The following is a 24,891-nucleotide window of genomic DNA, read 5'->3' on the forward strand; positions in this document are numbered from 1 at the left end:
TGAATCGAGCGGAAGGAACGCGTGCTGGTGCTGAACGGTGGGGGCGCGCGACCATCGAGGACGTGACCGCACCCGAGACCGCAGCCCCGTCCGTCGTCTCCGCCGCGCCGGCCGGCGGCCCGCCCGCGGCAGCCCCCGCCGCCGCGTCCGGGCGCCGCGGCGCCGCCCTCGTCGTCGCGGCCGTCGCCGTCACCGTGGTCCTGTGGGCCTCGGCGTTCATCGGCGTGCGCGCCGCCGGGCACGACTACGACCCCGGCGCGCTCGCGCTCGGCCGCCAGCTCGCGGGCAGCATCGGGCTGACCGTGATCGTCGCCGTGCGGTGGATGCGCAGCGGGCACCGGCCCGTGCTCCCGCGGGGCAGGGTGCTCGTGGGCGTCCTCGCGTGGGGCGTGGGGTGGTTCAGCCTCTACAACCTCGCGCTCAACGCCGCCGAGCGTCACCTCGACGCGGGCACGACGGCGCTGCTCGTCAACGTCGCGCCCGTCCTCGTCGCGGTCCTCGCCGGCGTCCTGCTCGGCGAGGGCTTCCCGCGCCGCCTGCTCGTGGGCATGGCCGCGGCGTTCGCCGGGGTCGCGGTCATCGCGGCGGCGACGTCGTCGGGTGAGCGCGACGTGCTGGGCGTCGCCCTCGGGCTCACGGCCGCCGTCCTCTACGCCGCGGGTGCGACGTCGCAGAAGCGGCTCCTCGCGCGCGTGGACGCGCTGACCATGACGTGGGTCGGGTGCCTCGCGGGCACCGCCGCCCTCCTGCCGTTCGCCCCGGCGCTCGCGGCCGACGCCGCCACCGCGCCGTCGTCGTCGACGTGGGCGGTCGTGCTGCTCGGGCTCGGCCCGACCGCCGTCGCGTTCACGACCTGGGGCTACGCGCTCTCGCGGCTCGGCGCGGGCCGCGCCGCGGCGACGACGTACCTCGTCCCGCCGCTCGTCGTCGTGCTGTCCTGGCTCGTGCTCGCCGAGGTCCCCGCGGTCGTCACCCTCGCCGGTGGCGCGCTGTGCCTCGCCGGGGTCGCGGTCGCGACGCTGCCCAGCCGTCCCCGCAGACCGGGCTCCCGTCGCGCGGGGCTGACCCGGGGCTCCGTTCCCGCGGGACCCGCGGCGTAAGGTGGACGCATGATCACGCAGAGCTGGTGGTGGCTGCACCCGCAGCCGTGACCAGTCCTGCCCACGTCCCGAGCTGCGCGCCGCAGCCGGGACGTCGTCACGTCCGGGCCCACCCGACCGGGACGCGGCGCGCGGCTCCCCGCCGAAGGAGAGCCACCATGACCACGACCCTCGCCCCCGCCGGGGCGACCCGCCCCGCGGACGGAGCCACGCCGTCGTCGACCGCGTCCGTCGCCGCCGCGCGCGAGCGGTCCGCGCAGATCGAGGCCCGCCTCGCGACCGACCCGTCCGGGTACCGCGTCCTCACCGGCGACCGTCCGACCGGCGCGCTGCACCTCGGCCACTACCTCGGCACGCTCGCCAACCGCGTGCGGCTCCAGGACGACGGCGTGGAGGTCGTGCTCGTCGTCGCCGACTACCAGGTCATCACCGACCGCGACGACGCCGGCGACCTGCCCGCGACCGTGCGGGAGGTCGTGCTCGACTACCTCGCCGCAGGGATCGACCCCGCGCGCACGACGATCTTCGCGCACTCCGCGGTCCCGGCCCTCAACCAGCTCCTGCTGCCGTTCCTCAGTCTCGTCACGACGGCCGAGATCGAGCGCAACCCGACCGTGAAGGCCGAGGCCGTCGCCGCCGCGGCCCGGCAGGGGCGGCCCATGAGCGGCCTGCTGTTCACCTACCCCGTGCACCAGGCCGCCGACATCCTGTTCTGCCACGGCAACCTCGTGCCCGGCGGGCAGGACCAGCTGCCGCACGTCGAGCTCACGCGGACGATCGCGCGCCGCTTCAACCAGCGCTACGCCGCCGCGCAGCCGTACTTCCCCGAGCCCGACGTGCTGCTCGCGCCCGCCCCCACCGTGCTCGGCACGGACGGGCGCAAGATGAGCAAGTCTGCGGGCAACGCGCTCGAGCTGCGCGACGACGAGGACGCCACCGCGCGCTTCGTCCGCCGCCACCGCACGGACTCCGAGCGACACGTCACGTACGAGCCCGAGCGCCGCCCGGAGGTCGCGAACCTCCTCACGCTCGGCGCGTTCGCGGCCGGGACGACGCCGGAGGCGCTCGCGGACGAGGTCGGCGCGGCGGGCGCGGGGCGGCTCAAGCAGGTGGTGACCGACGCGCTCGTCGAGCACCTGCGCCCCCTGCGGGCCCGACGCCGGGCCCTGGCCGCAGGCGACGGCCCCGACCCCCTCGGCGTGCTCCGTGAGGGCAACGCCCGCGCGAACGCGATCGCCGACCGCACCCTCGCCGACGTCCGCGACCTCATGGGCACGGCGTACTGACGGCGACCCGTGCCGTGCCGGACGATGCGCTCCGGTTCGAGTGCTGCACGGGGGAGTGCAGCGCTCGAACCGGGGCGCATCGGTCGTGCCGACGATCTCGTCCCGGTGTTAGGCCTCCAGGCCGGCCCGGTCCACCCTGCGGTGGAAGCGCATGCCCGCGAGGCCGCCGAGGACGGCGCCGACGAGGCTCACCACGGCGGCCGCGACGAGGGCGATGACACCACCGGTCGTGAGGTCGCTCGTGCTCACCGGGATCTGGGGGAACGTGTTGAGCTGCGACAGCACGTTGTACCGACTTCCTGCCACGAGTCCCAGGAGGGCGAGCACGATCGCGACGACCACGGCCCACAGCCACACGGCGAGGCCCTGCTTCGCGCCGTCGAAGCGCGCCATGCGACCCGCGACGTAGCCGCCGCAGTAGTAGGCGACGAACAGCACGACGACCAGCACGATGCCGCCGACGATGCCGATCGTCTCGGCGTTCTCGCTCGCCTGGTCGACGACCTCCTGGGCATCGGTGGTACCGGAGAGGCCGAAGGCCGCGCCGGCGGCGGCGGCCAGGGCCGTGAGCAGGACGGCGGTCCCGGTGGCGGTGAGCCACCCGAAGAAGGCCGAGCCGATCTTGATGCCGCCGTACTCCTCCCTCTCGCGCGCCACGACGGCGTCACGGTCGCGGGCGAGGGGCTCGTCCGTGCTGCGAGGGCCCGTGCCGCCACGATCTGTGCCGCGAGGATCTGTGCCGTGAGGTTCGGCGCCGCGGGGGCCGTGGCCCGGGCGGTCGTCCTGGGGCGGGGTCGCCCCGTAGCTCGTGCTCATGACCGGCGCTCCTCTCGAGGGTTCCTGCCGGGCGACGACTCGGAGCCGGCGCCCTCGCCCGGGGACTGCGGAGGCTGCGGCAGCTCGTCGGCGGGCACCGTCTCGGCGACGTACTCCGTGACGACGTAGCGGCGCAGCCGGTACGTGCCCTCCGGGCCGGCTCCGGGGTCGCTCCGCCGGCCTCCGGAGCCGAGCGGCGCGTCGTCCCCGGGTGGGCCGGCGGCGTGCCTGCCGACCCCGGCCTCGGCGCTCTCACCCTCCCGGTCGTGCTCGGACGTGCCGGCCTCCCGCCCGGAGGGCGCGTCGTCCGGTGTGGACCCTCGGCCGTAGTAGCGGTAGAGCTCCGTCTCCTCCTCGTGCGAGAGGTGTCCTTCGGAGTCGTCGACCCGGGGAGCGTCCTTGACGGTGTCCTTGGTGTACGGGACGCGGACCACGTCGCCCTGGACGTCCGCGTCCGCGAGGGGGACGAAGGACTCGGCGGTGCCGAACAGACCGGTCTTCACCGTCACCCACGCGGGCTCGCCGGTGCGGTCGTCGAGGAACACCTGGCCGACCTTGCCGACCTTCTCACCGGCCTGCGAGACGACGGTGCCGCCGGAGAGCAGCCTCTCGATCTGGTCCGTGCTGATCATGGCGGGTCCTTCGGTCGGTGCTGCACCGAGGCCCGTCTGCTGGAGCCGACATCTCCATCGTGCGAGCGTGCACGGGCGCACGCACGCGGGCGGCGACCGCCCTGCGCCCCGTCCCCGGTGGTGGGGGACGCGACGCCGGGCGGCCCGCGCGTCAGGCTCCGAGCCGGTCCCGCAGCCGGGCGAGCTGCGCCCACAGCTCGTCGGGCACGCGGTTGCCGAACGTGTCGAAGAACTCGGCGGTCAGCTCGGCCTCGGCGAGCCACTGCTCGGGCGAGACGTCGAACAGGGCGTCGAGGTCGCCGTCGTCCATGTGGAGGCCGCCGACCTCGAGCGCGCCCGGCGCGGGCAGCAGGCCGACGGGGCTCTTCACGGCGCCGGAGTCGGTGCGCACGCCGCGCGACCGGTCGACCTGCGCCGCGATCCACGCGAGGACGCGCGAGTTCTCGCCGAACCCGGGCCAGAGGAAGCGGCCGTCGGCGTCCTTGCGGAACCAGTTGACCTGGAAGATCTTCGGCCGCTTGTCGGGGTCGAGCGAGGCACCGACGCGGAGCCAGTGCGCCCAGTGGTCGGCCATGTTGTAGCCGCAGAAGGGCAGCATCGCGAACGGGTCGCGGCGCAGCGCGCCGACGGTGCCCTCGGCGGCGGCCGTCTGCTCGGAGGAGATGGTTGCGCCCATGAACACGCCGTGCTCCCACCCGTACGCCTGCGCGACGAGCGGCACGTTGGTCGCGCGGCGCCCGCCGAACACGATCGCGTCGATCGGGACGCCCTCGGGGTCCTCCCACGAGTCGGCGATCGTCGGGCACTGCGCGGCAGAGACGGTGAACCGCGAGTTCGGGTGCGCGGCGGGGCGGCCGGCGTCCGGCGTCCAGTCCTGGCCGGTCCAGTCGATCAGGTGCGCGGGCGGCTCCGGGGTCAGGCCCTCCCACCACACGTCGCCGTCGTCGGTGAGCGCGACGTTCGTGAAGATCGTGTCGCGCGCGAACGTCTCGACCGCGGCCGGGTTGGTCTCGACGCCGGTGCCGGGCGCGACGCCGAAGAAGCCGGCCTCGGGGTTGATCGCGCGCAGGCGGCCGTCGGGGCCGGGCCGCAGCCACGCGATGTCGTCGCCGATGGTCTCGACGGTCCAGCCGGGGATGGTGGGTCGCAGCATCGCGAGGTTCGTCTTGCCGCACGCCGACGGGAACGCGGCGGCGAGGTGGTAGGCGCGGCCCTCGGGCGACGTCGCGCGGATGAGCAGCATGTGCTCGGCGAGCCAGCCCTCGTCGCGCGCCATCGCGGACGCGATGCGCAGCGCGAAGCACTTCTTGCCGAGGAGCGCGTTGCCGCCGTACCCCGAGCCGTAGGACCAGATCTCGCGCGTCTCGGGGAACTGGACGATGTACTTGGTGTCGTTGCACGGCCACGGCACGTCGTCCGTGACGGCGCCGGTGTCGTCGACGAGCGGGGCGCCGACCGAGTGGACCGCCGGGACGAACGGGGTGCCGGCGTCGATGAGGTCCATGACCTCCTGGCCGACGCGCGTCATGATCCCCATGCTCACCACGACGTACGGCGAGTCGGTGACCTCGATGCCGACCTGCGAGATCGGCCCGCCGACCGGACCCATCGAGAACGGGACGACGTACATCGTGCGGCCGCGCATCGATCCCTCGAACACGCCGCGCAGCTCGGCGCGCATGGCCTCGGGCTCGCGCCAGTTGTTCGTCGGTCCGGCGTCGACCTCGGCGCGCGAGCAGATGAACGTCCGGGACTCGACGCGCGCGACGTCGCTCGGGTCGGAGCGCGCGAGGTAGCTGCCCGGGCGCAGCTCGGGGTCGAGGGGGAGCAGGGTCCCGGCGTCGACGAGGAGGTCGATGAGCCGTCGCTTCTCCGCTGCGGAGCCGTCGCACCACACGATCGCGTCGGGCTCGGTGAGGTTCGCGATCTCGCGCACCCACGCGCGGGCGTCGCGGGGGCGCGGGTCGCCGCTCCCGAACGCGGAGACCGAGCCGGACGTGGCACGCAGCCCGACGAGGTCGGTCTCGACGTCGTCGAGCAGGGCGGCGGACCGCGTGCGGCGCGGGTGGACGGTGCGGGCGGCTGTGCTCATCGGGGGCGCTCCCAAGGGTCGGCGGTGGCCTCGTGCTCCTTCCACCTTCGGGCCCCAGCGGTCAGGATTTCCAACCAGGACGCGGTGAAGAATCGCTGATCTTGACATATCGTCAAGTCATGGCCACCTCACCGCCCACGGATCCGCCGAACGGCCGCTCCGGCGGTCGCGCCCGCGAGGAGGCGGCGCCCGGGCCGCAGGCGGACCTCCTCACGCTCGGCCGCCGCCTGCGCCACGTCCGCACGACCCGCGGCCTCACGCTCGACGCGCTCGGCGCCGCGGTCGGCACCGCCCCGAGCCTGCTGTCGATGATCGAGAACGGGCGCCGCGAGCCGCGGCTGTCGCTCCTGCAGCACCTCGCCCAGGCGCTCGACGTCTCGGTGACGGACCTGCTCACCGACGAGCCGCCGTCGCGCCGGGCCGCTCTGGAGATCGCGCTCGACCGCGCGCAGCGCGGTCCGCTGTTCGCCGGGCTGGGCCTGCCGGTCGTGAAGGCGAGCCAGAAGCTCCCGCTGCCCGTCCTGGAGCACCTCGTCGGGCTGCACGCCGAGCTCCAGCGCCGCGCGACGGAGGCCGTCGCGACCCCCGAGGAGGCGCGCCGCGCGAACACGGAGCTGCGCCTCGAGCGCCAGGCGCGCGACAACTATTACCCGGAGATCGAGGAGCTCGCCGAGGACATGGCGCGCAAGGCCGGGTACACGGTCGGGGCGCTGACGCACCGCACGGTCGCGCGCATGGCGGAGCAGCTCGGCTTCACCATCTGGCACGTCGACGACCTGCCGCACTCGACGCGCACGGTCACGGACCTGGAGAACGGGCGCATCTACCTGCCCCCCGCGTCCATCCCCGGCGGCCACGGCCTGCGCTCGCTCGCCCTCCAGGCGATCGCGCACCGCGTGCTCGGGCACGAGCGGCCGCGCTCGTACGCGGAGTTCCTGCGCCAGCGCGTCGAGATCACGTACTTCGCGGCGTGCTGCCTCATCCCGCAGAGCGCGGCGGTCGACTTCCTGGAGCGGCGCAAGCGCGAGAAGGACCTCGCGGTCGAGGACCTGCGCGACGCGTTCGGCGTGACGCACGAGGCCGCGGCGCAGCGCTTCACCAACCTCGCGACGGTGCACCTCGGCATCCCGCTGCACTTCCTGCGCGTGGGCGACGACGGCGCGCTGTTCCGCGGCTACGAGAACGACGGGCTCCCCCTGCCGGCCGACGTGACCGGCGCGATCGAGGGCCAGATGGTCTGCCGCAGGTGGGCCGTCCGGGAGGCGTTCGCGCGCCGCGACCGCGCGCAGGAGTCGTACCAGTACACCGACACGCCCGCCGGGACGTTCTGGTGCTCCACGCAGACCGGCACGACGACGACAGGTCAGTTCTCGATCGCCGTCGGAGTCCCGTTCGCGTCGGCCAAGTGGTTCCGCGGCCGGGACACGACCGTGCGGCGTCAGTCGTCGTGCCCCGACGAGTCGTGCTGCCGCCGCCCCGCCGCCGACGCGGCGAGGCGCTGGGAGGACGCGTCGTGGCCGAGCGCCCGCATGCACCAGCACGTGCTCTCCGCGCTCCCGTCCGGCGCGTTCCCGGGCGTCGACGCGACAGAGGTCTACGCGTTCCTGGCGAAGCACGCCCCGTCGTGACCGTCAGGTGGGTCACGTGGGGAGGGGGCCGCCTCGGGCGGCGAGGCGGTCGCGCAGGCGGGCGAGGACGTCGCCCGTGCGCAGGCCGTCGTGCTCGAACTCGTTGGTCACCCACGTGCGGACGTTGCCCACGCGGGCCGCGGTGTCGAGCGAGAGGCCCGCGTCGACGAACATGTCGTCGAAGTACACCGCCGCCTCGACGGGCACCTCGTTGCGGGCGAGCACGTCGAGGTCGTACAGGTCCGGCCAGTCGTCGCGCGCGGCGAGCGCCTCCGCCGCGGCGCGGAAGGGACGCAGCGCCGCGACCTCGTCGAACATCCAGGGGTAGATCATCTCGCCCGTGAGCAGCAGCGGCCGGGCCGCCGGGTCGAACGCGGGGTCCTCGGCACGCACCGCCTCGGCTGCCCAGGCCGTGGGTCCGGTGCCGGACTGCGCGTAGATCGACTCGTGCAGGACGGCGTAGAGCGGGTTGGTGCGGAACGACGTCGCCGCGGCGACCTCCGCGAGGAAGGTGTCGGTGAGCTCGTCGGGCCCGTCGGCGTCGAACGCCTCGTCGACGACCCAGTGGATGCGCTCCGGGCCGGGCTTCATCCCGAGATCCATGCCGAGCGACTGGAGCCGACGGACGGTGAGCACGTCGCCGTCGGGCAGGCGCACGTCGCCCACGGCCAGGCGGTCCGCGGCGCGCGCGAGCCGGACCGCGTCGTCGGGGTACCGCTCGCGGTAGGCGGCGTTCTTCGCGACGACGCGCGGCTGGGTGCGGCGGTAGACCTCGCGCGCGTCCGCCGTCAGGCCCGGCAGGCCGCCCGTCACGTAGCACGCGTCGAGGGCCTCGGGCGCCCGGGACAGGTAGGTCATGGTGAGGAAGCCGCCGTACGACTGCCCGAGCGACGACCAGCGCCGGCCGCCGTAGACCGTGCGTCGCACGTGCTCCGCGTCCGCGACGATCGCGTCGGCGCGGAAGTGTGACAGGTAGTCGGCCTGGGCGGCGCCCGTCCCGCGGGCCGCGAGCGCCGCGCCCCGCACGGCCGACGAGCGCCCGGTGCCCCGCTGGTCGAGCAGCACCACCCGGTGCGTCTCGAGCGCCGTGCCGACCCAGCCGTCGGGGCCGGTGGGGCGCGGCCCCTTGCCGCCCGGGCCGCCCTGGAGGAAGACGAGCAGCGGCAGGTCGTCGCGACGGCGCACGGGGTCGACGAGCTCGCGCACGAACAGCGTCAGGCGGCGCGGGTCGCCGTCGTCGCCCCAGACGAGCGGCACCGCGAGCTCGCGGTCGGTGACGTGGATGCCGGGGACGGTGTAGCTGGTCTCGCGCAGGACGCTCACGCGCCCCACCCTAGCCAGCGTCGTGGCGCACGGTGACGACGACCTTCCCGAGGGCGCGCCCCTCACCGTGCAGCGTGAGCGCGGCGGGCACGTCCGCGAGGGGGAACGTACGGTCGACGGGGATCTCGACGGCGCCGGCGGCGCACAGGTCGGCGAGCGGGGCGAAGTGGCGCGGCCCCTGGCGCACGAAGAGCACGCCGAGCCGGGCACCGGTCAGCGCTCCCAGGACGGGCCCGATGGTGAGCATGCGGAGCAGCGTCCGCAGCGTGCCGCCGACCATCAGGCACCGACCTCCGCGGGCGAGCGCGCGCCGGTAGGCGAACACGGACCGGTGCGCGACGAGGTCGACGACGAGGTCGTAGGGGCCGGTCCGCGTGAAGTCGGTCTGACGGTAGTCGATCACCTCGTGCGCACCCAGCCGCCGGAGGAAGTCGAGCTTGCCCGCGTTGTCCACCGCGGTGACGCGCAGGCCTCGCGCGACGGCGAGCTGGACCATGAGGCTCCCGGAACCGCCGCCCGCGCCGTTGACGAGCACGCGAGCCTCCGGAGCCGCCGGCTCGAGGGCCTGGAGCGCGATGGCGCCCGCCTGCGGGATCGTGGACGCCTGGACGAAGGTGAGCCCCGGCGGCTTGTGCGCCACCGCCTTCTCCGGCATCGTCACGAGCTCCGCGAACCCGCCGCGGCGCGGGAGGTTGTCGCCGTAGACCTCGTCGCCCGGGCGGAAGCGCGTGACGCCGTCCCCGACCGCGACGACGCGGCCGGCGACGTCGGAGCCGAGGACCCGGGTGCGTGGCGCGCGGAGCCCGTCGAGGCGCGCGTAGCCCGGGCTGCCCCGCAGGGCCTCCCAGTCCGACAGGTTCACGGACGTCGCGACGACCTCGACGAGGACCTCGCCCTTCGCCGGCACTGGCTCCGGCACGTCACGGAGGTGCAGCTCATCGACGTCGCCGTACCGCTCGTAGACCCACGCGCGCACCCAACCACCGTAGGGACTCCCGCGGGCGGGAGCCACCGCGGCGCGGGGAATGCGCTGGGCCGGCCGGGTCCGCGGGGCTAGCGTGGCGAGGTGCTCCCTTTCACCCGGGCCGTGACCGCCCTCCAGGACGCCGTGGACGCGCTCGGCGACGAGGACTGGGAGCGGCCGTCGGGCTGCACCGGCTGGCTCGTGCGCGACCTCGTGTGCCACCTGACCATCGGTGCGCAGGACGTCCTCATCACCCTGGTGACCCCGCAGGACGCCGCGCCGACCGTCGACGCGGTCTCCTACTGGCGGGTCGGCGACGGCGAGGAGCATCCCGACCCCCACGGCCGCCTCGTCGCGCGGCTCGCGGCGGCGTACGGGCGGCCGGGTGCGCTCCGGCACCACGTGGACGACCTCCTCGCCGCCGCGGGCCGGGCGGCCGAGCTCGCGGACCCGGGTGCGCGGGTCGGGACGCAGGGCGAGACCCTCACCGTCCGGGACTTCCTCGACGCGTACGTCCTGGAGTGGACCGTGCACCACCTCGACCTCGTGGCGCACCTGCCGGCCGCTGCCGACCCGCCGGCCGAGACGCTCGCGGCGTCCCGCGCGCTGCTCGAGGCCCTCCTGGGTGCGCCGGTCCCGCCGTCCCTCGCCGACCCGGACGCCTTGCGCGTCGTGACGGGCCGCCGCGCACCCACGGCCGCGGAGCGCGAGGACCTGGGCCCCCTGGCCGCCCGCCTCCCCGTCAGCCTCGGCTGACCCGGCGCCCTCGTCGCCTCTCCGGTCGTGGGGAGACGGGTCCCCGCACGAGAGGCGACGCCGAAGGAGGGGGTGGGGTCGTGTCGCCGTGGCGACACCACCCCACCCCCTCCGGACGGGACCTCCGTCGTGACGGGGACTACTGCTCCACGTCCTCGTCCACCCACTCGAACGTCTTCGTCACGGCCTTCTTCCAGTTCCGGTAGAGGCGCTCGCGCTCGGAGTCGTCCATCGACGGGCTCCACCGCTTGTCCTCGGCCCAGTTGTCGATGACGTCCTGCTCGCCCTTCCAGAACCCGACGGCGATGCCCGCGGCGTACGCGGCGCCGAGCGCGGTGGTCTCGGCGACCTTGGGGCGCACGACGTCGACGCCGAGCTGGTCGGCCTGGAACTGCATGAGCAGCTCGTTGGCGACCATGCCGCCGTCGACGCGCAGCTCGGTGAGGTCGACGCCGGAGTCGGCGTTCATCGCGTCCAGCACCTCGCGCGTCTGGTAGGCGGTCGCCTCGAGCGCGGCCCGCGCGATGTGGTTGCGGTTGACATACCGCGTGAGGCCGACGAGCGCGCCGCGCGCGTCCGAGCGCCAGTACGGGGCGAAGAGACCGGAGAACGCGGGCACGAAGTACGCGCCGCCGTTGTCCTCGACCTTGCCCGCGAGCCACTCGACGTCGGGCGCGTCCTCGAACATGCCGAGGTTGTCGCGCAGCCACTGGATGAGCGAGCCCGTGACGGCGATCGAGCCCTCCAGCGCGTAGCGGACGGGCTGGTCGCCGATCTTGTAGCAGACGGTCGTGAGCAGGCCGTTCTGGCTCATGACCTTCTCCGTGCCCGTGTTGAGCAGCATGAAGTTGCCGGTGCCGTACGTGTTCTTGGCCTGCCCGACCTCGAAGCACGCCTGGCCGAACGTCGCCGCCTGCTGGTCGCCGAGGATGCCCGCGATCGGCACGCCGGGGAGCAGGCCCTGCTGGCGGCCGTGCCCGTAGACCTCGGAGGAGGACTTGATCTCGGGGAGCATGGACAGCGGGATGCCCATGTCCGCGGCGATGTCCTCGCGCCAGGAGAGCGTGTCGAGGTCCATGAGCATGGTGCGCGACGCGTTGGTCACGTCGGTGACGTGCACGCCGCCGTTGACGCCGCCCGTGAGGTTCCACAGCGTCCACGTGTCGGTGTTGCCGAACAGCAGGTCGCCGGCCTCGGCCTTCTCGCGCGCACCCTCGACGTTGTCGAGGATCCACTTCACCTTGGGACCGGAGAAGTAGGTCGCGAGCGGGAGGCCGACGATCGACTTGTACTTCTCGGGGCCGTCGGAGCCGCCCAGCTCGTCGACGATCTTCTGGGTGCGGGTGTCCTGCCAGACGATCGCGTTGTAGACCGGCTTGCCCGTGGTCCTGTCCCACACGACCGCGGTCTCGCGCTGGTTGGTGATGCCGACCGCCGCGATGTCGTGGTGCGTCACGTTGGCGCGGGTGAGCGCGAGGCCCACGGCCTCGCGGACGTTGTTCCAGATCTGCTCCGGGTTGTGCTCCACCCACCCGGCGCGCGGGAAGATCTGGTCGTGCTCGAGCTGCCCGGTGGAGACGATCTCCCCGGAGTGGTTGAAGACGATGGCCCGGGAGCTCGTGGTCCCCTGGTCGATGGCGAGAACGTAGTCGGCCATGGTGCGTTCAGTCCTTCACGTCGGTGTGGGTTCGGGTTGGTGTGGGTGCCCGGCGCCCGACGGCGGCGGGTCGCGTGACCGGGGAGGCCCCCGGCTCCCCGGTCACGCGGGGGAGAGGTCCGGCTCGTCCGGGTCGGTCAGATCCAGGCGGCGCCGAGCAGGCCGGCGAGGACACCGCCGACCAGCGGACCCGCGACGGGGACCCACGAGTAGGCCCAGTCGCTCGAGCCCTTGCCCCGGATCGGCAGCAGCGCGTGCGCGATGCGGGGACCGAGGTCACGGGCAGGGTTGATGGCGTACCCGGTGGGACCACCGATGCTCGCGCCGATCGCGACCACGACGAGCGCGACGGCGAGCGGTCCCAGACCCGACGGCGTCTTCCCGGACGCCACGACGAAGAACACGAGCACGAAGGTCGCGATGACCTCGGTGATGAAGTTCCACGCGTAGGAGCGGATCTCGGGGCCGGTGGAGAACACGGCGAGCTTGGTGGCGCTGGGGGCGTCCTCGTCGAAGTGCTTCTTGTACGCGAGGAACGCGACCACGGCACCGATGATCGCTCCGATCATCTGGGCGCCCCAGTACATGAACATGTTGCCCACGGTGGGCTCGATGGTCGCCGTGACCATCCCCTCCGGCCCGGTGACCGAGTAGAACGGCTCCTGAGCGGTGAAGAGGCCGATCGTGACGGCCGGGTTGAGGTGGGCGCCCGACTTGTAGGCCACGTAGACGGCGGTGAAGACCGCGAGGCCCCATCCGAAGTTGATGAGGAGCCAGCCGCCGTTGAAGCCCTTGGTCCTCGGCAGGACGACGTTCGCGACGACGCCCGCTCCGAGGAGGATCAGGGTCGCCGTGCCGAGGATCTCGGACCAGAAGGCGTTCATGAGGAGTTGATCCATCGTGCTCTCTCTTTCGTGGTGGACTTCTCTGTCTCAACCGTCCCGGCGCGCCTGAGCGTCGGGTCCTCGGGTCGGTCCGCCGTCGGCGTGCGCCCCGTGAGGTCGGTGTGCGAGGCCTGGTCGGGCGCCGTCCCCTGCCGGACGGCGCCCGAGGCGCGCTCGCGAGCGGTGTTCTGCTGTCAGGTGGTGCGGAGCGGCTGGAGAGGCGACACGTCGTCGACCTCGAGCCGGGTGCGCTCGGCGGAGGCGTCGTCGGGCTCCTGCTCGGCGGCGGCCTCCGCGTTCGCGCGGTCGGTGTAGCTGGCGATCTCGGCGGCGCGGGTCGCGTCGTCCCACCCGAGCAGCTCGCCGACGAGGTCGGCGATCTCGGGCAGCGCGGCGAGGCCGCGGTCGGCGACCTCGTAGTTGAGCCGGGTGCGGTGCAGGAGCAGGTCCTCGAGGTGCAGCGAGCCCTCGTGGGAGACGCCGTACGCGATCTCGGCCCGCAGGTACGCGGGCGCGTGCTCCAGCGGCGTCGCGAGGTCCGGCCGGGCCTCGCACAGCTCGACGATCTCGCGGAGGTTGGACCCGTACCGGTGCAGCAGGTGGTCGACGAGCGCGGGCGTCCAGCCGTAGCGCGAGGCCCACGGCCGCGCCTGCCGTCGGACGGCGTCGAGCCCGACGGCGCCCAGGAGCGGGATCTTCTGCGTGATGGAGGGCAGGGCGCTCGCACGCTGGCCGATCGCGAAGTCGACGGCGTCCCTGGCCATCACGCGGTAGGTCGTGAGCTTGCCGCCGGCGATGACGGTCAGCCCCGGGGTGGGGGAGGCGACGGTGTGCTCGCGCGAGACCTTCGCGGAGCTCGTCCCCTCCTTGGTGCCCGGCTGCAGGAGCGGGCGGAGCCCGGCGTAGGTGCCGATGATGTCGTCGCGCGTGAGCGGGTGGGCGAGCACCGCGTTCGCGTGGTCGAGCACGTAGTCGATGTCGGCCGACGTCGCGACGGGGTGCTGGAAGTCCTGCTCCCACGGGGTGTCCGTGGTGCCGATGATCCAGTAGCGCGACCACGGGATGATGAACAGGACCGACTTCTCGGTCTGCAGGATCAGCCCGACCTGGCCCTTGATGCGCTCGCGCGGGACGACGATGTGGACGCCCTTGGACGCGAGGACCCGCAGCCCGCCCTCGCTGCCGGCGAGCGCCTCGGTGTCCTCGGTCCAGACGCCGGTCGCGTTGATGACGGCGCGGGCCCGGACGGTGATCTCGGTCCCGGTCTCGAGGTCCTGGAGCACGGCGCCGTTCACCGCGCCCGTCGATCCCTTGGTGAGCGAGACGACCTGCGTGCGCGAGGCGGCGTGCGCGCCGTAGGACGCGGCCGTGCGCACGAGCGTCGTGACGAGGCGTGCGTCGTCGACGGAGGCGTCCCAGTACTGCACGGCGCCGATCGCGGCGTCGTGCGCGAGGTCCGGGAACTTCTTCTCCATGCGGCTGCGCGACAGGTGCCGGTGGATCGGCATGGCGCGCCTGCCGGGTGCGAGGCTCGCGAGCGTGTCGTAGAGCGCGATGCCCGCGCCGACGTAGGCGCGCTCCCACACGCGGTGCTCGAGCGGGTAGAGGAACGGGACCGGCCGCACGAGGTGCGGGGCGATGTCCTTGAGCAGGAGGTCGCGCTCGGTCAGCGCCTCCTTGACGAGGTGGAAGTCGAGCATCTGCAGGTAGCGCAGGCCGCCGTGGACGAGCTTGCTCGACCGGCTCGAGGTCCCGGCCGCCCAGTCCTGCGCCTCGACGATCGCCGTCGACAGCCCGCGCGTCACGGCGTCGAGCGCGATCCCCGCGCCGGTGACGCCGCCGCCGATCACGAGGACGTCGAGCTCCGCGTCGGGGGTCGTGCTGGCCTCGAGCACGGCGAGCGCCTGCCGGCGCGACTCCGCGGTGAGTCTCGTGGATGCCATCCGTCTTCCTCTCTCGTCCCTCGGTGCTGCGGGCACGCCGCGGGACGATGCGCCCACGGTGCGCTCACAGCGACGGTCCCACGCCCGACCAGGGTGCGCGAGCGGTAGCCGCCGTGCGCGCGCCGGGTCCCGGCGCGCTGGCACGCTCTCCAGGTCACCACGCGCCGAACGGACGCGCAACCGTGGTGCACAAACGTGCAGAATGGAGGTCGAGCGAAGGGAGACGGGCATGGTGGACCGGGAGCAGGACGTCCTGCGGGCGGCCTCGATGTACTACCTGCAGGACATGAAGATGGAGGCCATCGCCAAGCACCTGCACACGTCGCGGTCCACCGTGTCGCGGCTCGTGAAGCGGGCCCGGGACACGGGGCTGGTCGAGATCTCGCTGCGGCCGGCGCGGAGCCGCGGGCCCGGGCTGGGCCAGCACCTCTCGAGCACGTGGGGCATCGACGCGTACGTCGTCCCGGTGCCGGACCAGGCGCCGCAGGTCGAGCGGCTGGAGCAGGTCGCGCTGACGACCGCGCGCCTGCTGTCGACGTGGTTCGACTCCGACATGATCCTCGGCATCGCGTGGGGGACCACGCTCTCGGCCATCTCCCGGCACCTGCCGCGCAAGCCGACACGGGGGAGCGCCGTCGTCCAGCTCAACGGGGCCGCGAACACGCGCACGTCGGGCGTGCACTACGCGGGCGACCTCATCGCGGGCTTCGGCGCCGCCTTCGACGCGCACGTGCACCATTTCCCAGTGCCGGCCTTCTTCGACTACGCCGAGACCAAGCGGGCGATGTGGCGCGAGCGGTCGGTGCGACGCGTGCTGGACGTGCAGCACCGTGCGGACATCGCGCTCTTCTCCGTCGGGGCCGTGGCGGGCGGCGTGCCGTCGCACGTGTACTCGGCGGGGTACCTCGAGCCGGACGACATCGCGGTCCTGGACGCCGAGGGCGTGGTCGGCGACGTGTGCACGGTGTTCCTGCGCGCGGACGGCACCTACCGCGACATCGCCCTCAACGGTCGCGCGACCGGCCCCGCGCCGGAGGAGCTGCGGCGCGTGCCGCGGCGCGTGTGCGCGGTCGCGGGGGACAACAAGGTGGCGCCGCTGCGCGCCGCGCTGCGCGCGGGGGTCGTCACCGACCTCGTCGTCGACGAGATCACGGCGGCGCGGCTCGTCGGGGGCGCCTGAACCCACGGAGGTATGCGGCTCAGTGCATGACTATGCATAGAGCCCGCGATCCGCGTACAGTGACGCGGTGCCCACGACCTCCGCCGTCCGCGTCCGTCCCGCCCTGCCCGCGGACGTGCGCGCGGTCCGCGCGCTCGTGCAGCCTTACGCGGAGGACCGGATCCTCCTGGCCAAGGAGCTGGTCGGGTATTACGAGGCGGTCCAGGAGTTCGTCGTCGCCGAGGCGGACCCGGCCGCGACGAGCGCCGTCGGCGAGGCCGACGACGAGGACGCGCCGCGCGTCGTCGGGTGCGGCGCGCTGCACGTCATGTGGGACGACCTCGCCGAGATCCGCACCCTCGCCGTCGACCCCGCGTGGCGCGGGCACCGCGTGGGGCACGCGCTCGTCGTCGAGCTGCTGGCGCGGGCCCGCGCGCTCGGGCTCCGTCGGGTGTTCTGCCTGACGTTCGAGGTCGACTTCTTCCGGGCGCACGGCTTCCGCGTGATCGAGGGGACCCCCGTCTCGCACGAGGTGTACGCCGAGCTCCTGCGCTCGCACGACGACGGCGTCGCGGAGTTCCTCGACCTCGCGCGCGTGAAGCCCAACACGCTCGGCAACACGCGCATGCTGCTCGACCTCGACGACCTCGACGACCTCGACGGCGGTGGCACCGCGGACGCGACGCTCAGCTGATCGGCACGGTCGACGCGCGGGTCACCACGCGGCACGGGAGCTCCTCGACCCCCGGGCGCACGGTCCCGTCGATCGCGGCGAAGAGGCGCTGCGCCGCGACGCGCCCGAGCCGCTCGAGGTTCATGTCGACGCTCGTGAGCTGCGGGCGCGCGTTGGTCGTCAGCACCTCCCAGTTGTCGAAGCCGATGACCGACACCTCGCCGGGCACGTCGCGACCGAGCTCGCGCAGCGCGTCGAGCACGCCGCGGGCGATCTGGTCCGAGCCGCAGAAGAAGGCGTCGACGTCGCCGTGCTGCTCGACGATCATGCGCGCGGCGCCGCGTCCCCAGCCCTCGCTCCACGAGCCGAAGAAGGTCTGGCCGCCGACCAGCTCCAGGCCGGCGGCGGCGACCGCGGCCTCGGCGCCTGCCGCGCGGTCCTGCGCGGCCTTGTAGCCGGGGTCGCCCGAGACGTGCGCGACGCGCCGGCGCCCGCACGAGAGCAGGTGCTCGACGGCGAGGCGCCCGGCCCCGACGTTGTCCGCCGTGATCGAGACGTCGGACGGGTCCTCGGACGGCGCGTAGGCGTAGACGACCGGGACCGGGATGTCCGCGCTCAGCGGCGGCCGCGGGTCGGTGCGCGAGCCGACGACGATGAGCCCGTCGACGCGCCGCGAGAGCAGGGCGCGCACGTGGTGCTGCTCGCGGATGGCGTCGCCGCGCGCGTCGCACAGGAAGACCGACACGCGGCCCGCGCCGAACGCGTCCTCGGCGCCCATGAGGACCGGGATCGAGAAGCGTCCCTCGAGGTCGCTCGTGAGCAGCCCGACCGTGCCGGTACGGCCCTTGAGCAACCCGCGCGCGAGCGCGTTGGGGGCGAAGGACAGCCGCTCGGCGGCCTCCAGGACGCGCAGGCGCGTCTCCGCCTTGACCTGGTCGCGCCCGTTGATCGCCTTGGACGCGGTCGCGATGGACACGCCCGCGAGGCGCGCGACGTCGGTGAGGGTCGCCGCGCGCGGCGTGGCGCTCCCGCTCTGGGTCGTCATGAGGCCGTTCCCCCTCCTGCCGGTGCGCTGCGCTGCGCCCTCGACGATCGAGCCGTGATCGAACTGTAACCCGCTGCCCTGCTTGACGAGACTACCGCGCTGCCATACATTCAGAAAACCTTTTCGGTTGGTTTCGGTGCTGGCGACCTCGCGAGCACGTGGCTCACGGATGACGCCAGGACATCGAACACTAGCCGCCTGAGGGGAGGGTCGGCCACGTGGAGCGCGCCGCAGCGCGACACGGTGACCGAAAACGTGTTCGCCCACAGCGCGGGCACGGGGCACAGGTGCAACGGCTCGAAGACGAGTACGAGGAGACACGAGATGAAGAACCACCGCGGGGCCTCGTGGAAGAGGTCCGTGGCCACGACGACGCTCGCCGGCCTCGTCGCGCTCGGGCTCGCCGCGTGCGGCGGGTCCGGATCGGGCGGCGACGACGCCGCGACGGGCGGGACGGGAGAGGGCGGCGTCGAGGGGGTCGACGACGGCAGCACGCTCACGCTGTGGACGCGCGCGCCGCTCGAGAAGCAGGCGAAGCTGCTCGTGGACGCGTACAACGCGAGTCACGAGAACCAGGTCGAGCTGACGATCGTCCCCAACGACGACTACGTCGCGAAGGTCGGCGCCGCCGCGGGCAGCGGCGGGCTGCCCGACCTGTTCGCGGCCGACATCGTGTACGTGCCGAACTGGGTCGAGCAGGGGCTCTACCAGGACGTCACGGACCGCATCGACCAGCTCGACTTCGCGGACCAGATCAACCAGGGCCACCTCGAGGCCGGCACGTACGAGGACGAGCAGTACGTGCTGCCGTTCGTGCTCGACATCTCGGTCCTCTTCTACAACAAGGACCTCTACGAGCAGGCCGGCCTCGACCCGGAGGCCGGGCCGACGTCGCTCGAGGAGTTCGCCGAGCAGGCGAAGGCGGTCGACGCGCTCGGCGGCGGCGTCGACGGCACCTTCTTCGGCGGCAACTGCGGCGGGTGCCTCGTCTTCACGTGGTTCCCGTCGGTGTGGGCCGCGGACGAGGACGTGCTCAGCGCGGACGGCACCGAGTCGCTCCTCGCGAGCGACACCGCGCAGGACGTCTACGCCGTGTACAAGGACCTCGTCGACTCCGACGCCGTGGGCGCCGGCACGCGGGACGAGACCGGCGCGACGTGGGTCGCCCCCTTCCAGGAGGGCAAGATCGGCGTCATGCCGTACCCGGCGACGCTCCTGTCGACGGCGGACGAGACGGTGGACGTCGGCGTCGCACCGATCCCGGGGCCGGGCGGCGGCGAGTCGACCTTCGTCGGCGGCGACGGCATCGGCATCTCCAAGGACAGCGAGCAGTCCGACCAGGCGTGGAACTTCCTCTCCTGGATGATGTCCGAGGACGCCCAGGTCGAGGTGCTCGCCAAGAACGGCGACGTCGTCTCGCGCGCCGACCTGGTCGACAACGAGTACTCGTCGGCCGACCCGCGCGTCGTGACGATCAACGAGATCGCGAGCAAGGGCCGCACGCCCGTCGCCCGCAACTTCCAGCAGGCGTTCAACGCGCCGAACAGCCCGTGGCTCACGCTCGTGCGCAACGCGGTGTTCGGCGACGCCTCGAGCATCGAGCCGGACAACGAGGAGATCACCGCGGTCCTCTCGCAGTGACCGGTCCGGCGTGATCGTCCCGAGCGACCACCCCGCGTGACCACAGCGCCCGCCGCCGCGCCCACCCGTGCGGCGGCGGGCCGGGTCCGGCTTCCCTCGCCCTGTTCCAGGAGACCTCTCATGTCCGTGCAGTCCGCGTCCTCGACGCCGCCCTCGCCCGCGCCGCACGGCGCGGCGTCGCCGGGCCCCGCCGCGAGCGACCACCGACCGCCCCGCGGCACCCTGACCGCGAGCGCCGGGCGGCGCCGCCGTCGGCCGGGGCGCTCGCAGGCCGCCCGCGGGTGGGCCTACGCCGCGCCCACCGCGGTGTTCGTGCTCGTGTTCTTCGTCCTCCCCGTCCTGCTCGTCGGCCAGATGTCGGTGTCCGACTGGCCGCTGCTCGCCGGCAACCGGGGCCCCAACTTCCCCGACAACTTCCGCGACGCGGTCGACAACCGGTTCTTCTGGGACTCGGTCGTCTTCACGCTGAAGTACACGGTGATCGCGACCGTGCTCCTCATCGCCCTGGGGCTCGGCTTCGCGCTCCTGGTGCAGGAGTCGAGCCGGTGGAAGAGCTTCCTGCGCACCTCGATCCTCGTGCCGAGCGCGCTGGGCCTGGCGTCCGCGTCGCTGCTCTTCTACGCGCTGTACTCGCCGCAGGTCGGGCCGATCTCCCCGCTCCTGGAGCGGCTGGGGATCGTCGACGAGCCGGTGTCGTTCCTCGGCTCGCCCGAGGGCGCGCTGTGGTCGACGGTCTTCCTCATCGTCTGGCGCTTCGCCGGGTTCTACATGCTCCTGCTCATGGTGGGGCTGCAGGGGATCCCGCACGAGGTCTACGAGGCCGCGCGCATGGACGGCGCGAACCGCTGGCAGACGTTCGGGCGCGTGACGCTCCCGCTGCTGCGCCCGTCGCTCGCGCTGTGCACGATCATGTGCGTCACCGGCTCGCTGCTCGCGTTCGACCAGTTCTACATCCTCACCAAGGGCGGCCCGGACAACAGCACGATCACCGTGGTCCAGCTCATCTACAACATCGCCTTCCAGGGCCAGAACGACCTGGGCGTGGCCGCCGCGCTGTCGATCATCGTGCTCGCCGCCCTCGTGCTCATCAACGTCGCGCAGGTCCGTGGCATGCGCGCACCCGAGGAGAAGTGACATGACCGTCACCGCACCCGCTCCCGCACCCGCGGCGCGACCCGCTCCCACCGGCCGGCCGGCCCCGCGCGCCCGCATCGCCGGCGTCCTCACCCGCACCCCGTACTGGGTGCTCACCGGGGGCCTCGCCATCGTCTTCCTCTTCCCGCTGATCTGGGCGGGCGTGGCCTCGTTCTCGCCGCAGCCCGGCAGCAACCAGGTCGACGGCTGGGGCTTCGGGAACTACGTGACCCTGGCGAACTACCAGGCGGGCATCGGGCAGTACCTCCTGAACTCCGTGGTCGTGTCCGGGCTCACGGTGCTCTTCACGCTCGGGGTGTCGCTGCTCGGCGGCTTCGCCTTCGCGCGGTTCCGGTTCCCCGGCCGCGACGTGCTGTTCCTCGTGACGCTCGCGATCCTCATGGTCCCGTACGCGACGCTGCTCATCCCGCTCTACGTGCTCCTCAACACCATCGGCCTGCAGAACTCGTTGCTCGGCCTCGCGCTGGTCCTCACCATGTTCCAGCTCCCTTTTGCGACGTTCATGATGCGCATCGCGTTCGAGTCGGTGCCGCGCGAGCTGGACGAGGCCGCGATGGTCGACGGGTGTTCGTCGTTCGGCGCCCTGTGGCGGGTCCTGCTGCCGGCGGTGAAGCCGGGGCTCATCACCGTCGGGCTGTTCGCCTTCCTCGCCGCCTGGAACGACTTCGTGGCACCCCTGATCCTCATCACCGACTCGACGAAGGCGCCGCTGCCGCTCGCGGTGGCCAACATGCGCCAGCAGGTCATGGGCATCGTCGACTACGGCGCGACCCAGGCGGGCGTCGTCGTCCTCGCGGCCCCGTGCGTCGTCCTGTTCCTGCTCCTGCAGCGCCACTACGTGCGCGGCTTCATGTCCGGGGCGCTGAAGGGATGACGACCCACGCCCCCGACCCGACCCCCGTCCGACCGACCGACCCCACGACGCCCGGCGTCGTCCCACCACGACGACCCGACGAACCACGAGGCGACGCCGTCGCCTCCGGAGGTGCTGCCATGACCACGACCCCGACCGTGCCCCGGACGACGGGGACCGGTGCCCGCCCCACGGACGGCGGACGGCCGGTCGTCCCCGCGACCGGGCGGCTGCAGCCGCTCGGCCTGGCGCAGGTGCGCATCACGGGCGGGTTCTGGGCCGAGCGCCAGGAGGTGAACCGCACCGCGACCCTCGCGCACATCGAGCACTGGCTCGAGGCCGAGGGCTGGCTGTCGAACTTCGACGCCGTCGCGCGCGGCGACGTCGCGACGACCCGCCGCGGCCGGGAGTTCAGCGACTCCGAGGTGTACAAGCTGCTCGAGGCGATGGCGTGGGAGCTCGGCCGCCGACCCGACGACGACCTCGAGCGCCGCTTCGCCGCGATCGTGCGGCGCGTCGCGGCGGCGCAGGCGCCGGACGGCTACCTCTGCACGCGGTTCGGCAGCCCCGGCCAGGACGCCCGGTACACGGACCTCGAGTGGGGCCACGAGCTGTACGTCCAAGGGCACCTCATGCAGGCCGCCGTCGCGCGCGCCCGCACCGGCCACCCCGAGGACCTGCTGGTCGAGGTCGCGCGCCGGTCCGCGGACCACGTGTGCGAGGCGTTCGGGCCCGACGGCATCCACGGGGTGTGCGGGCACGCCGAGATCGAGGTGGCGCTCGCGGAGCTCGGCCGCGCGCTCGACGAGCCGCGGTACGTGCGGCAGGCGGCGCTGTTCGTCGAGCGCCGCGGTCAGGGCACCCTCGCGGACATCGAGTGGGGCCGCTCGTACTACCAGGACGACGTCCCGGTGCGCGAGGCCACGGTGTTCCGGGGCCACGCCGTGCGCGCCAACTACCTCGCCGCGGGCGCGATCGACGTCGCCGTCGAGACGGGCGACGACGCGCTCGTGGCCGCGGTCGCCCGGCAGTGGGAGCGCACGCAGGCCGCCCGCACCTACGTCACGGGCGGGCAGGGGTCGCACCACCAGGACGAGGCGTTCGGCGACGACTTCGTCCTCCCGCCCGACCGCGCGTACTCCGAGACGTGCGCGTCGATCGGCTCGGTCATGGTCGCGTGGCGGCTCCTGCTCGCGCAGGGCGACCCGCGCTACGCCGACGTGGTCGAGCGCACGCTCTTCAACGTCGTCGCGACGTCGCCCGCGCACGACGGCCGCGCGTTCTACTACGCGAACACGCTGCACCAGCGCGTCCCCGGCGAGCCGGCGGCCCCGGACCAGGTGAGCAAGCGCGCCGAGTCGTCGCTGCGCGCGCCGTGGTTCGAGGTGTCGTGCTGCCCGCCGAACGTCGCGCGCACGTTCGCCAGCCTCGCGGGGTATCTCGCGACGGTCGACGACGGCGGCGTGCAGCTCCACCAGTACGCACCGAGCGAGGTCCGCGCGACGCTGCCGTCGGGCGAGCCGGTCACGCTCGACGTCCAGACCGGCTACCCCGCGGACGGGCGCGTGCGCGTGCGCGTCGTGGAGGCGCCCGAGCGCTGGGCGCTCACCCTGCGCGTGCCCGCGTGGTCCGGGTCGGGGCGGCTCGTGGTCGACGACGGCCCGGCCCGCCAGGTGCCCGCGGGGACCGTCGCGGTGCCCGACCTGCGCGCGGGCAGCGTCGTCACGCTCGAGCTCGACGTCGCGCCGCGGTTCCTCGTGCCCGACGAGCGCGTGGACGCCGTGCGCGGGTGCGTCGCCGTCCAGCGCGGCCCCGAGGTCCTGTGCGTGGAGTCCGTCGACCTGCCGAGCGGGCGCGACGTCGCCGACCTGCGCGTCGACGTGGCCGTGCCCCCGCGCGAGGAGGACGGGCGCGTCGTCGTGCGCGGGCTGCTCGTGGACCCGGCGACGGCTCCGTGGCCCTACACCCCGCTCCGCGGCGGGGCGCCCGGGCGGACGGGCGCCGACCGCCCGGGCGAGGAGCCGGTCGCGACGTCGGCGGAGGTCCCCGTCGACGTCCGGCTCGTGCCGTACCACGACTGGGCCGAGCGCGGCCCGTCGACGATGCGGGTCTGGCTGCCGACCCTCTGACCCGGCTCCGAGGCCCGTGGCGGGTCAGGCGGGGAGCCGGTAGAGGTCGTCGACCTGCTCGACGAGCCCGTCCTCGACGAGGCTCGCGACGCAGCGGTCGAGCTGCGCGGCGTCGTGCCACACCTCGGTCACGACGCCGCGCGGCACCGGTCCCGGCGCGTCGCGCAGCACGGCCATGACCCGACCCCGCACCTGCCGGTCGGTGCCCGCCCAGGCCTGCGTGCGCCGTCGTCCCGCGTGCTCGTCGCCCGGGCGCCCGGCGAGGCGCCACGCGCACGCGTCGCGGACGGGGCAGACGCCGCAGCGCGGCGTCCGGGCCGTGCACACGAGCGCGCCGAGCTCCATCGAGGCGGCGGCCCAGAGCACCGCGTCCGCGTCGTCGGCCGGGGCGAGGGCGGCCGCCCTCGCGCGCTCGGCGGCCGTGTACGACGGCGCGGGCAGGGCGTCCCCGCCGACGGCCCGCGCCAGGACGCGGCGCACGTTCGTGTCGACCACGACGGCGCGTCGGCCGTGCGCGAACGCGGTCACCGCCGCGGCGGTGTACTCGCCGACGCCCGGCAGCGCGCGCAGGGCGTCCTCGCCGTGCGGGACCTCGCCGCCGTGCCGCTCGACGACCGCCCGGGCGCACTCCTGCAGGCGCAGCGCGCGGCGGGGGTAGCCGAGGCGGCCCCAGGCGCGCAGCACGTCCGCCGTCGACGCCGCCGCGAGGTCCGCGGGCGTCGGCCAGCGATCCATCCACGCGCGCCACGCGGGCTCGACCCGGACCACCGGCGTCTGCTGCAGCATGACCTCGCTCACGAGGACGCCCCACGCGGTGCGGTCCGCGGCGCGCCACGGCAGGTCGCGCGCCGTCTCGCCGAACCAGCGCCCGACGGCGTCGTGCAGGTCGGCGTGCGGGTGCGGTCCCGCGGCAGCGGTGGTGACGGCGGCGGCGACGGGCGGTCGGGCCGGGCGCGCGGCCGGGGCGGTCATGACGGCGGTCGTCCCTCTCGGTCGTCGGTCGGCCCCGTGCCGCCGGCGGGCCGGCGGTCGTGGCCGAGTCGGGCGCCGACAGGTCGGCGGAGGGACCCATTCTGCCCCGACCTGGGCGGTCGTCGGCGCGGCAGCATCGGGCGGGGCACCGGTCGCCGCTACCGTGGTCGCGACCAGCACCTG

20 protein-coding genes are annotated in these 24,891 nt (G+C 73.9%); 10 read left to right on the top strand and 10 right to left on the bottom strand.

All coding sequences use genetic code 11. The features are described 5' to 3' along the window. The first annotated feature begins 62 nt into the window (after positions 1-62). Both ABWU78_RS13105 and trpS read left to right on the top strand, forming a co-directional pair. Complete coding sequence (locus ABWU78_RS13105; RefSeq protein ID WP_439158653.1) at positions 63-1,100, top strand: DMT family transporter; 1,038 nt, start codon at positions 63-65, stop codon at positions 1,098-1,100. 158 nt (positions 1,101-1,258) lie between these two features. After that, positions 1,259-2,386, top strand: coding sequence for a tryptophan--tRNA ligase (gene trpS / locus ABWU78_RS13110; RefSeq protein WP_439158654.1), 1,128 nt, complete (start codon positions 1,259-1,261; stop codon positions 2,384-2,386). Positions 2,387-2,494: 108 nt separating this feature from the next. Here the strand turns inward: trpS and ABWU78_RS13115 are convergent, their stop codons facing one another. The 3 genes from ABWU78_RS13115 to ABWU78_RS13125 form a co-directional block, all read right to left on the bottom strand. Then, positions 2,495-3,202 (bottom strand): hypothetical protein, encoded by a 708-nt coding sequence (locus tag ABWU78_RS13115; protein WP_353707711.1) that lies wholly within the window; start codon positions 3,200-3,202, stop codon positions 2,495-2,497. Then, positions 3,199-3,834, bottom strand: a complete 636-nt coding sequence (locus tag ABWU78_RS13120; protein WP_439158655.1) for a PRC-barrel domain-containing protein — start codon at positions 3,832-3,834, stop codon at positions 3,199-3,201. The genes ABWU78_RS13115 and ABWU78_RS13120 overlap by 4 nt, the downstream gene beginning before the upstream one ends. A gap of 151 nt (positions 3,835-3,985) precedes the next feature. Beyond that, the gene (locus tag ABWU78_RS13125) at positions 3,986-5,926 is read right to left on the bottom strand and encodes a phosphoenolpyruvate carboxykinase (GTP) (protein ID WP_439158656.1); all 1,941 of its coding nucleotides are present in this window, start codon (positions 5,924-5,926) and stop codon (positions 3,986-3,988) included. Positions 5,927-6,045: 119 nt separating this feature from the next. On the opposite strand from ABWU78_RS13125, the gene ABWU78_RS13130 reads away from it, so the two are divergent. Continuing rightward, complete coding sequence (locus ABWU78_RS13130; RefSeq protein ID WP_439158657.1) at positions 6,046-7,554, top strand: helix-turn-helix domain-containing protein; 1,509 nt, start codon at positions 6,046-6,048, stop codon at positions 7,552-7,554. A gap of 12 nt (positions 7,555-7,566) precedes the next feature. Here ABWU78_RS13130 and ABWU78_RS13135 read toward each other — a convergent pair whose 3' ends face one another. Continuing rightward, positions 7,567-8,868, bottom strand: coding sequence for an alpha/beta fold hydrolase (locus ABWU78_RS13135; RefSeq protein ID WP_439158668.1), 1,302 nt, complete (start codon positions 8,866-8,868; stop codon positions 7,567-7,569). 19 nt (positions 8,869-8,887) lie between these two features. After that, a complete protein-coding gene (locus ABWU78_RS13140; RefSeq protein ID WP_439158658.1) occupies positions 8,888-9,853 on the bottom strand; it encodes an NAD(P)-dependent alcohol dehydrogenase in 966 nt (321 codons plus the stop codon). Between the two features lie 90 nt (positions 9,854-9,943). On the opposite strand from ABWU78_RS13140, the gene ABWU78_RS13145 reads away from it, so the two are divergent. After that, entirely contained in the window at positions 9,944-10,597 is a 654-nt protein-coding gene (locus tag ABWU78_RS13145) for a maleylpyruvate isomerase N-terminal domain-containing protein (RefSeq protein ID WP_439158659.1), read from the top strand. A 139-nt stretch (positions 10,598-10,736) separates the two neighbouring features. Here ABWU78_RS13145 and glpK read toward each other — a convergent pair whose 3' ends face one another. From glpK to ABWU78_RS13160, 3 genes are all read right to left on the bottom strand, one after another. Continuing rightward, a complete protein-coding gene (gene glpK / locus ABWU78_RS13150; protein ID WP_253055006.1) occupies positions 10,737-12,254 on the bottom strand; it encodes a glycerol kinase GlpK in 1,518 nt (505 codons plus the stop codon). Positions 12,255-12,391: 137 nt separating this feature from the next. Further along, a complete protein-coding gene (locus ABWU78_RS13155; protein WP_253055007.1) occupies positions 12,392-13,153 on the bottom strand; it encodes an MIP/aquaporin family protein in 762 nt (253 codons plus the stop codon). Between the two features lie 179 nt (positions 13,154-13,332). Further along, on the bottom strand, positions 13,333-15,081 hold the full coding sequence (locus tag ABWU78_RS13160) for an FAD-dependent oxidoreductase (RefSeq protein WP_439158660.1): 1,749 nt from the start codon (positions 15,079-15,081) through the stop codon (positions 13,333-13,335). Between the two features lie 229 nt (positions 15,082-15,310). Here ABWU78_RS13160 and ABWU78_RS13165 point away from each other — a divergent pair, with 229 nt between their 5' ends. Then, positions 15,311-16,261, top strand: a complete 951-nt coding sequence (locus tag ABWU78_RS13165) for a sugar-binding transcriptional regulator (RefSeq protein ID WP_253055009.1) — start codon at positions 15,311-15,313, stop codon at positions 16,259-16,261. Positions 16,262-16,328: 67 nt separating this feature from the next. Beyond that, positions 16,329-16,934 carry an amino-acid N-acetyltransferase gene (locus ABWU78_RS13170; RefSeq protein ID WP_439158661.1) on the top strand — a complete coding sequence of 202 codons (606 nt, stop codon included), beginning with the start codon at positions 16,329-16,331 and terminating at the stop codon, positions 16,932-16,934. Here ABWU78_RS13170 and ABWU78_RS13175 read toward each other — a convergent pair. Then, positions 16,927-17,958 carry a LacI family DNA-binding transcriptional regulator gene (locus tag ABWU78_RS13175; RefSeq protein ID WP_253055011.1) on the bottom strand — a complete coding sequence of 344 codons (1,032 nt, stop codon included), beginning with the start codon at positions 17,956-17,958 and terminating at the stop codon, positions 16,927-16,929. The genes ABWU78_RS13170 and ABWU78_RS13175 overlap by 8 nt on opposite strands. A gap of 324 nt (positions 17,959-18,282) precedes the next feature. Between ABWU78_RS13175 and ABWU78_RS13180 the strand changes: the two genes are divergently transcribed. The 4 genes from ABWU78_RS13180 to ABWU78_RS13195 all read left to right on the top strand — a co-directional run bounded on the left by ABWU78_RS13180 (position 18,283) and on the right by ABWU78_RS13195 (position 23,736). Beyond that, entirely contained in the window at positions 18,283-19,599 is a 1,317-nt protein-coding gene (locus tag ABWU78_RS13180; protein ID WP_439158662.1) for an ABC transporter substrate-binding protein, read from the top strand. 120 nt (positions 19,600-19,719) lie between these two features. Continuing rightward, entirely contained in the window at positions 19,720-20,733 is a 1,014-nt protein-coding gene (locus ABWU78_RS13185) for a carbohydrate ABC transporter permease (RefSeq protein ID WP_439158663.1), read from the top strand. 1 nt (position 20,734) lies between these two features. Further along, positions 20,735-21,628 (top strand): carbohydrate ABC transporter permease, encoded by an 894-nt coding sequence (locus tag ABWU78_RS13190; protein ID WP_439158664.1) that lies wholly within the window; start codon positions 20,735-20,737, stop codon positions 21,626-21,628. 119 nt (positions 21,629-21,747) lie between these two features. After that, positions 21,748-23,736, top strand: coding sequence for a glycoside hydrolase family 127 protein (locus tag ABWU78_RS13195; protein WP_439158665.1), 1,989 nt, complete (start codon positions 21,748-21,750; stop codon positions 23,734-23,736). 24 nt (positions 23,737-23,760) lie between these two features. Here ABWU78_RS13195 and ABWU78_RS13200 read toward each other — a convergent pair whose 3' ends face one another. Then, positions 23,761-24,708, bottom strand: coding sequence for an A/G-specific adenine glycosylase (locus tag ABWU78_RS13200; protein WP_253055015.1), 948 nt, complete (start codon positions 24,706-24,708; stop codon positions 23,761-23,763). Positions 24,709-24,891 lie beyond the last annotated feature (183 nt).

It is taken from the genome of Cellulosimicrobium sp. CpK407 (assembly GCF_051844275.1).
In the GTDB taxonomy this organism is placed as follows: Bacteria; Actinomycetota; Actinomycetes; order Actinomycetales; family Cellulomonadaceae; genus Cellulosimicrobium; species Cellulosimicrobium cellulans_G.

Coding starts and splice junctions, on each gene's coding strand:
- trpS (WP_439158654.1), top strand. CDS start 1,259: ATGACCACGACCCTCGCCCCCGCCGGGGCGACCCGCCCCGCGGACGGA.
- ABWU78_RS13115 (WP_353707711.1), bottom strand. CDS start 3,202: ATGAGCACGAGCTACGGGGCGACCCCGCCCCAGGACGACCGCCCGGGC.
- ABWU78_RS13120 (WP_439158655.1), bottom strand. CDS start 3,834: ATGATCAGCACGGACCAGATCGAGAGGCTGCTCTCCGGCGGCACCGTC.
- ABWU78_RS13125 (WP_439158656.1), bottom strand. CDS start 5,926: ATGAGCACAGCCGCCCGCACCGTCCACCCGCGCCGCACGCGGTCCGCC.
- ABWU78_RS13130 (WP_439158657.1), top strand. CDS start 6,046: ATGGCCACCTCACCGCCCACGGATCCGCCGAACGGCCGCTCCGGCGGT.
- glpK (WP_253055006.1), bottom strand. CDS start 12,254: ATGGCCGACTACGTTCTCGCCATCGACCAGGGGACCACGAGCTCCCGG.
- ABWU78_RS13155 (WP_253055007.1), bottom strand. CDS start 13,153: ATGGATCAACTCCTCATGAACGCCTTCTGGTCCGAGATCCTCGGCACG.
- ABWU78_RS13160 (WP_439158660.1), bottom strand. CDS start 15,081: ATGGCATCCACGAGACTCACCGCGGAGTCGCGCCGGCAGGCGCTCGCC.
- ABWU78_RS13165 (WP_253055009.1), top strand. CDS start 15,311: ATGGTGGACCGGGAGCAGGACGTCCTGCGGGCGGCCTCGATGTACTAC.
- ABWU78_RS13175 (WP_253055011.1), bottom strand. CDS start 17,958: ATGACGACCCAGAGCGGGAGCGCCACGCCGCGCGCGGCGACCCTCACC.
- ABWU78_RS13180 (WP_439158662.1), top strand. CDS start 18,283: ATGAAGAACCACCGCGGGGCCTCGTGGAAGAGGTCCGTGGCCACGACG.
- ABWU78_RS13185 (WP_439158663.1), top strand. CDS start 19,720: ATGTCCGTGCAGTCCGCGTCCTCGACGCCGCCCTCGCCCGCGCCGCAC.
- ABWU78_RS13190 (WP_439158664.1), top strand. CDS start 20,735: ATGACCGTCACCGCACCCGCTCCCGCACCCGCGGCGCGACCCGCTCCC.
- ABWU78_RS13195 (WP_439158665.1), top strand. CDS start 21,748: ATGACCACGACCCCGACCGTGCCCCGGACGACGGGGACCGGTGCCCGC.
- ABWU78_RS13200 (WP_253055015.1), bottom strand. CDS start 24,708: ATGACCGCCCCGGCCGCGCGCCCGGCCCGACCGCCCGTCGCCGCCGCC.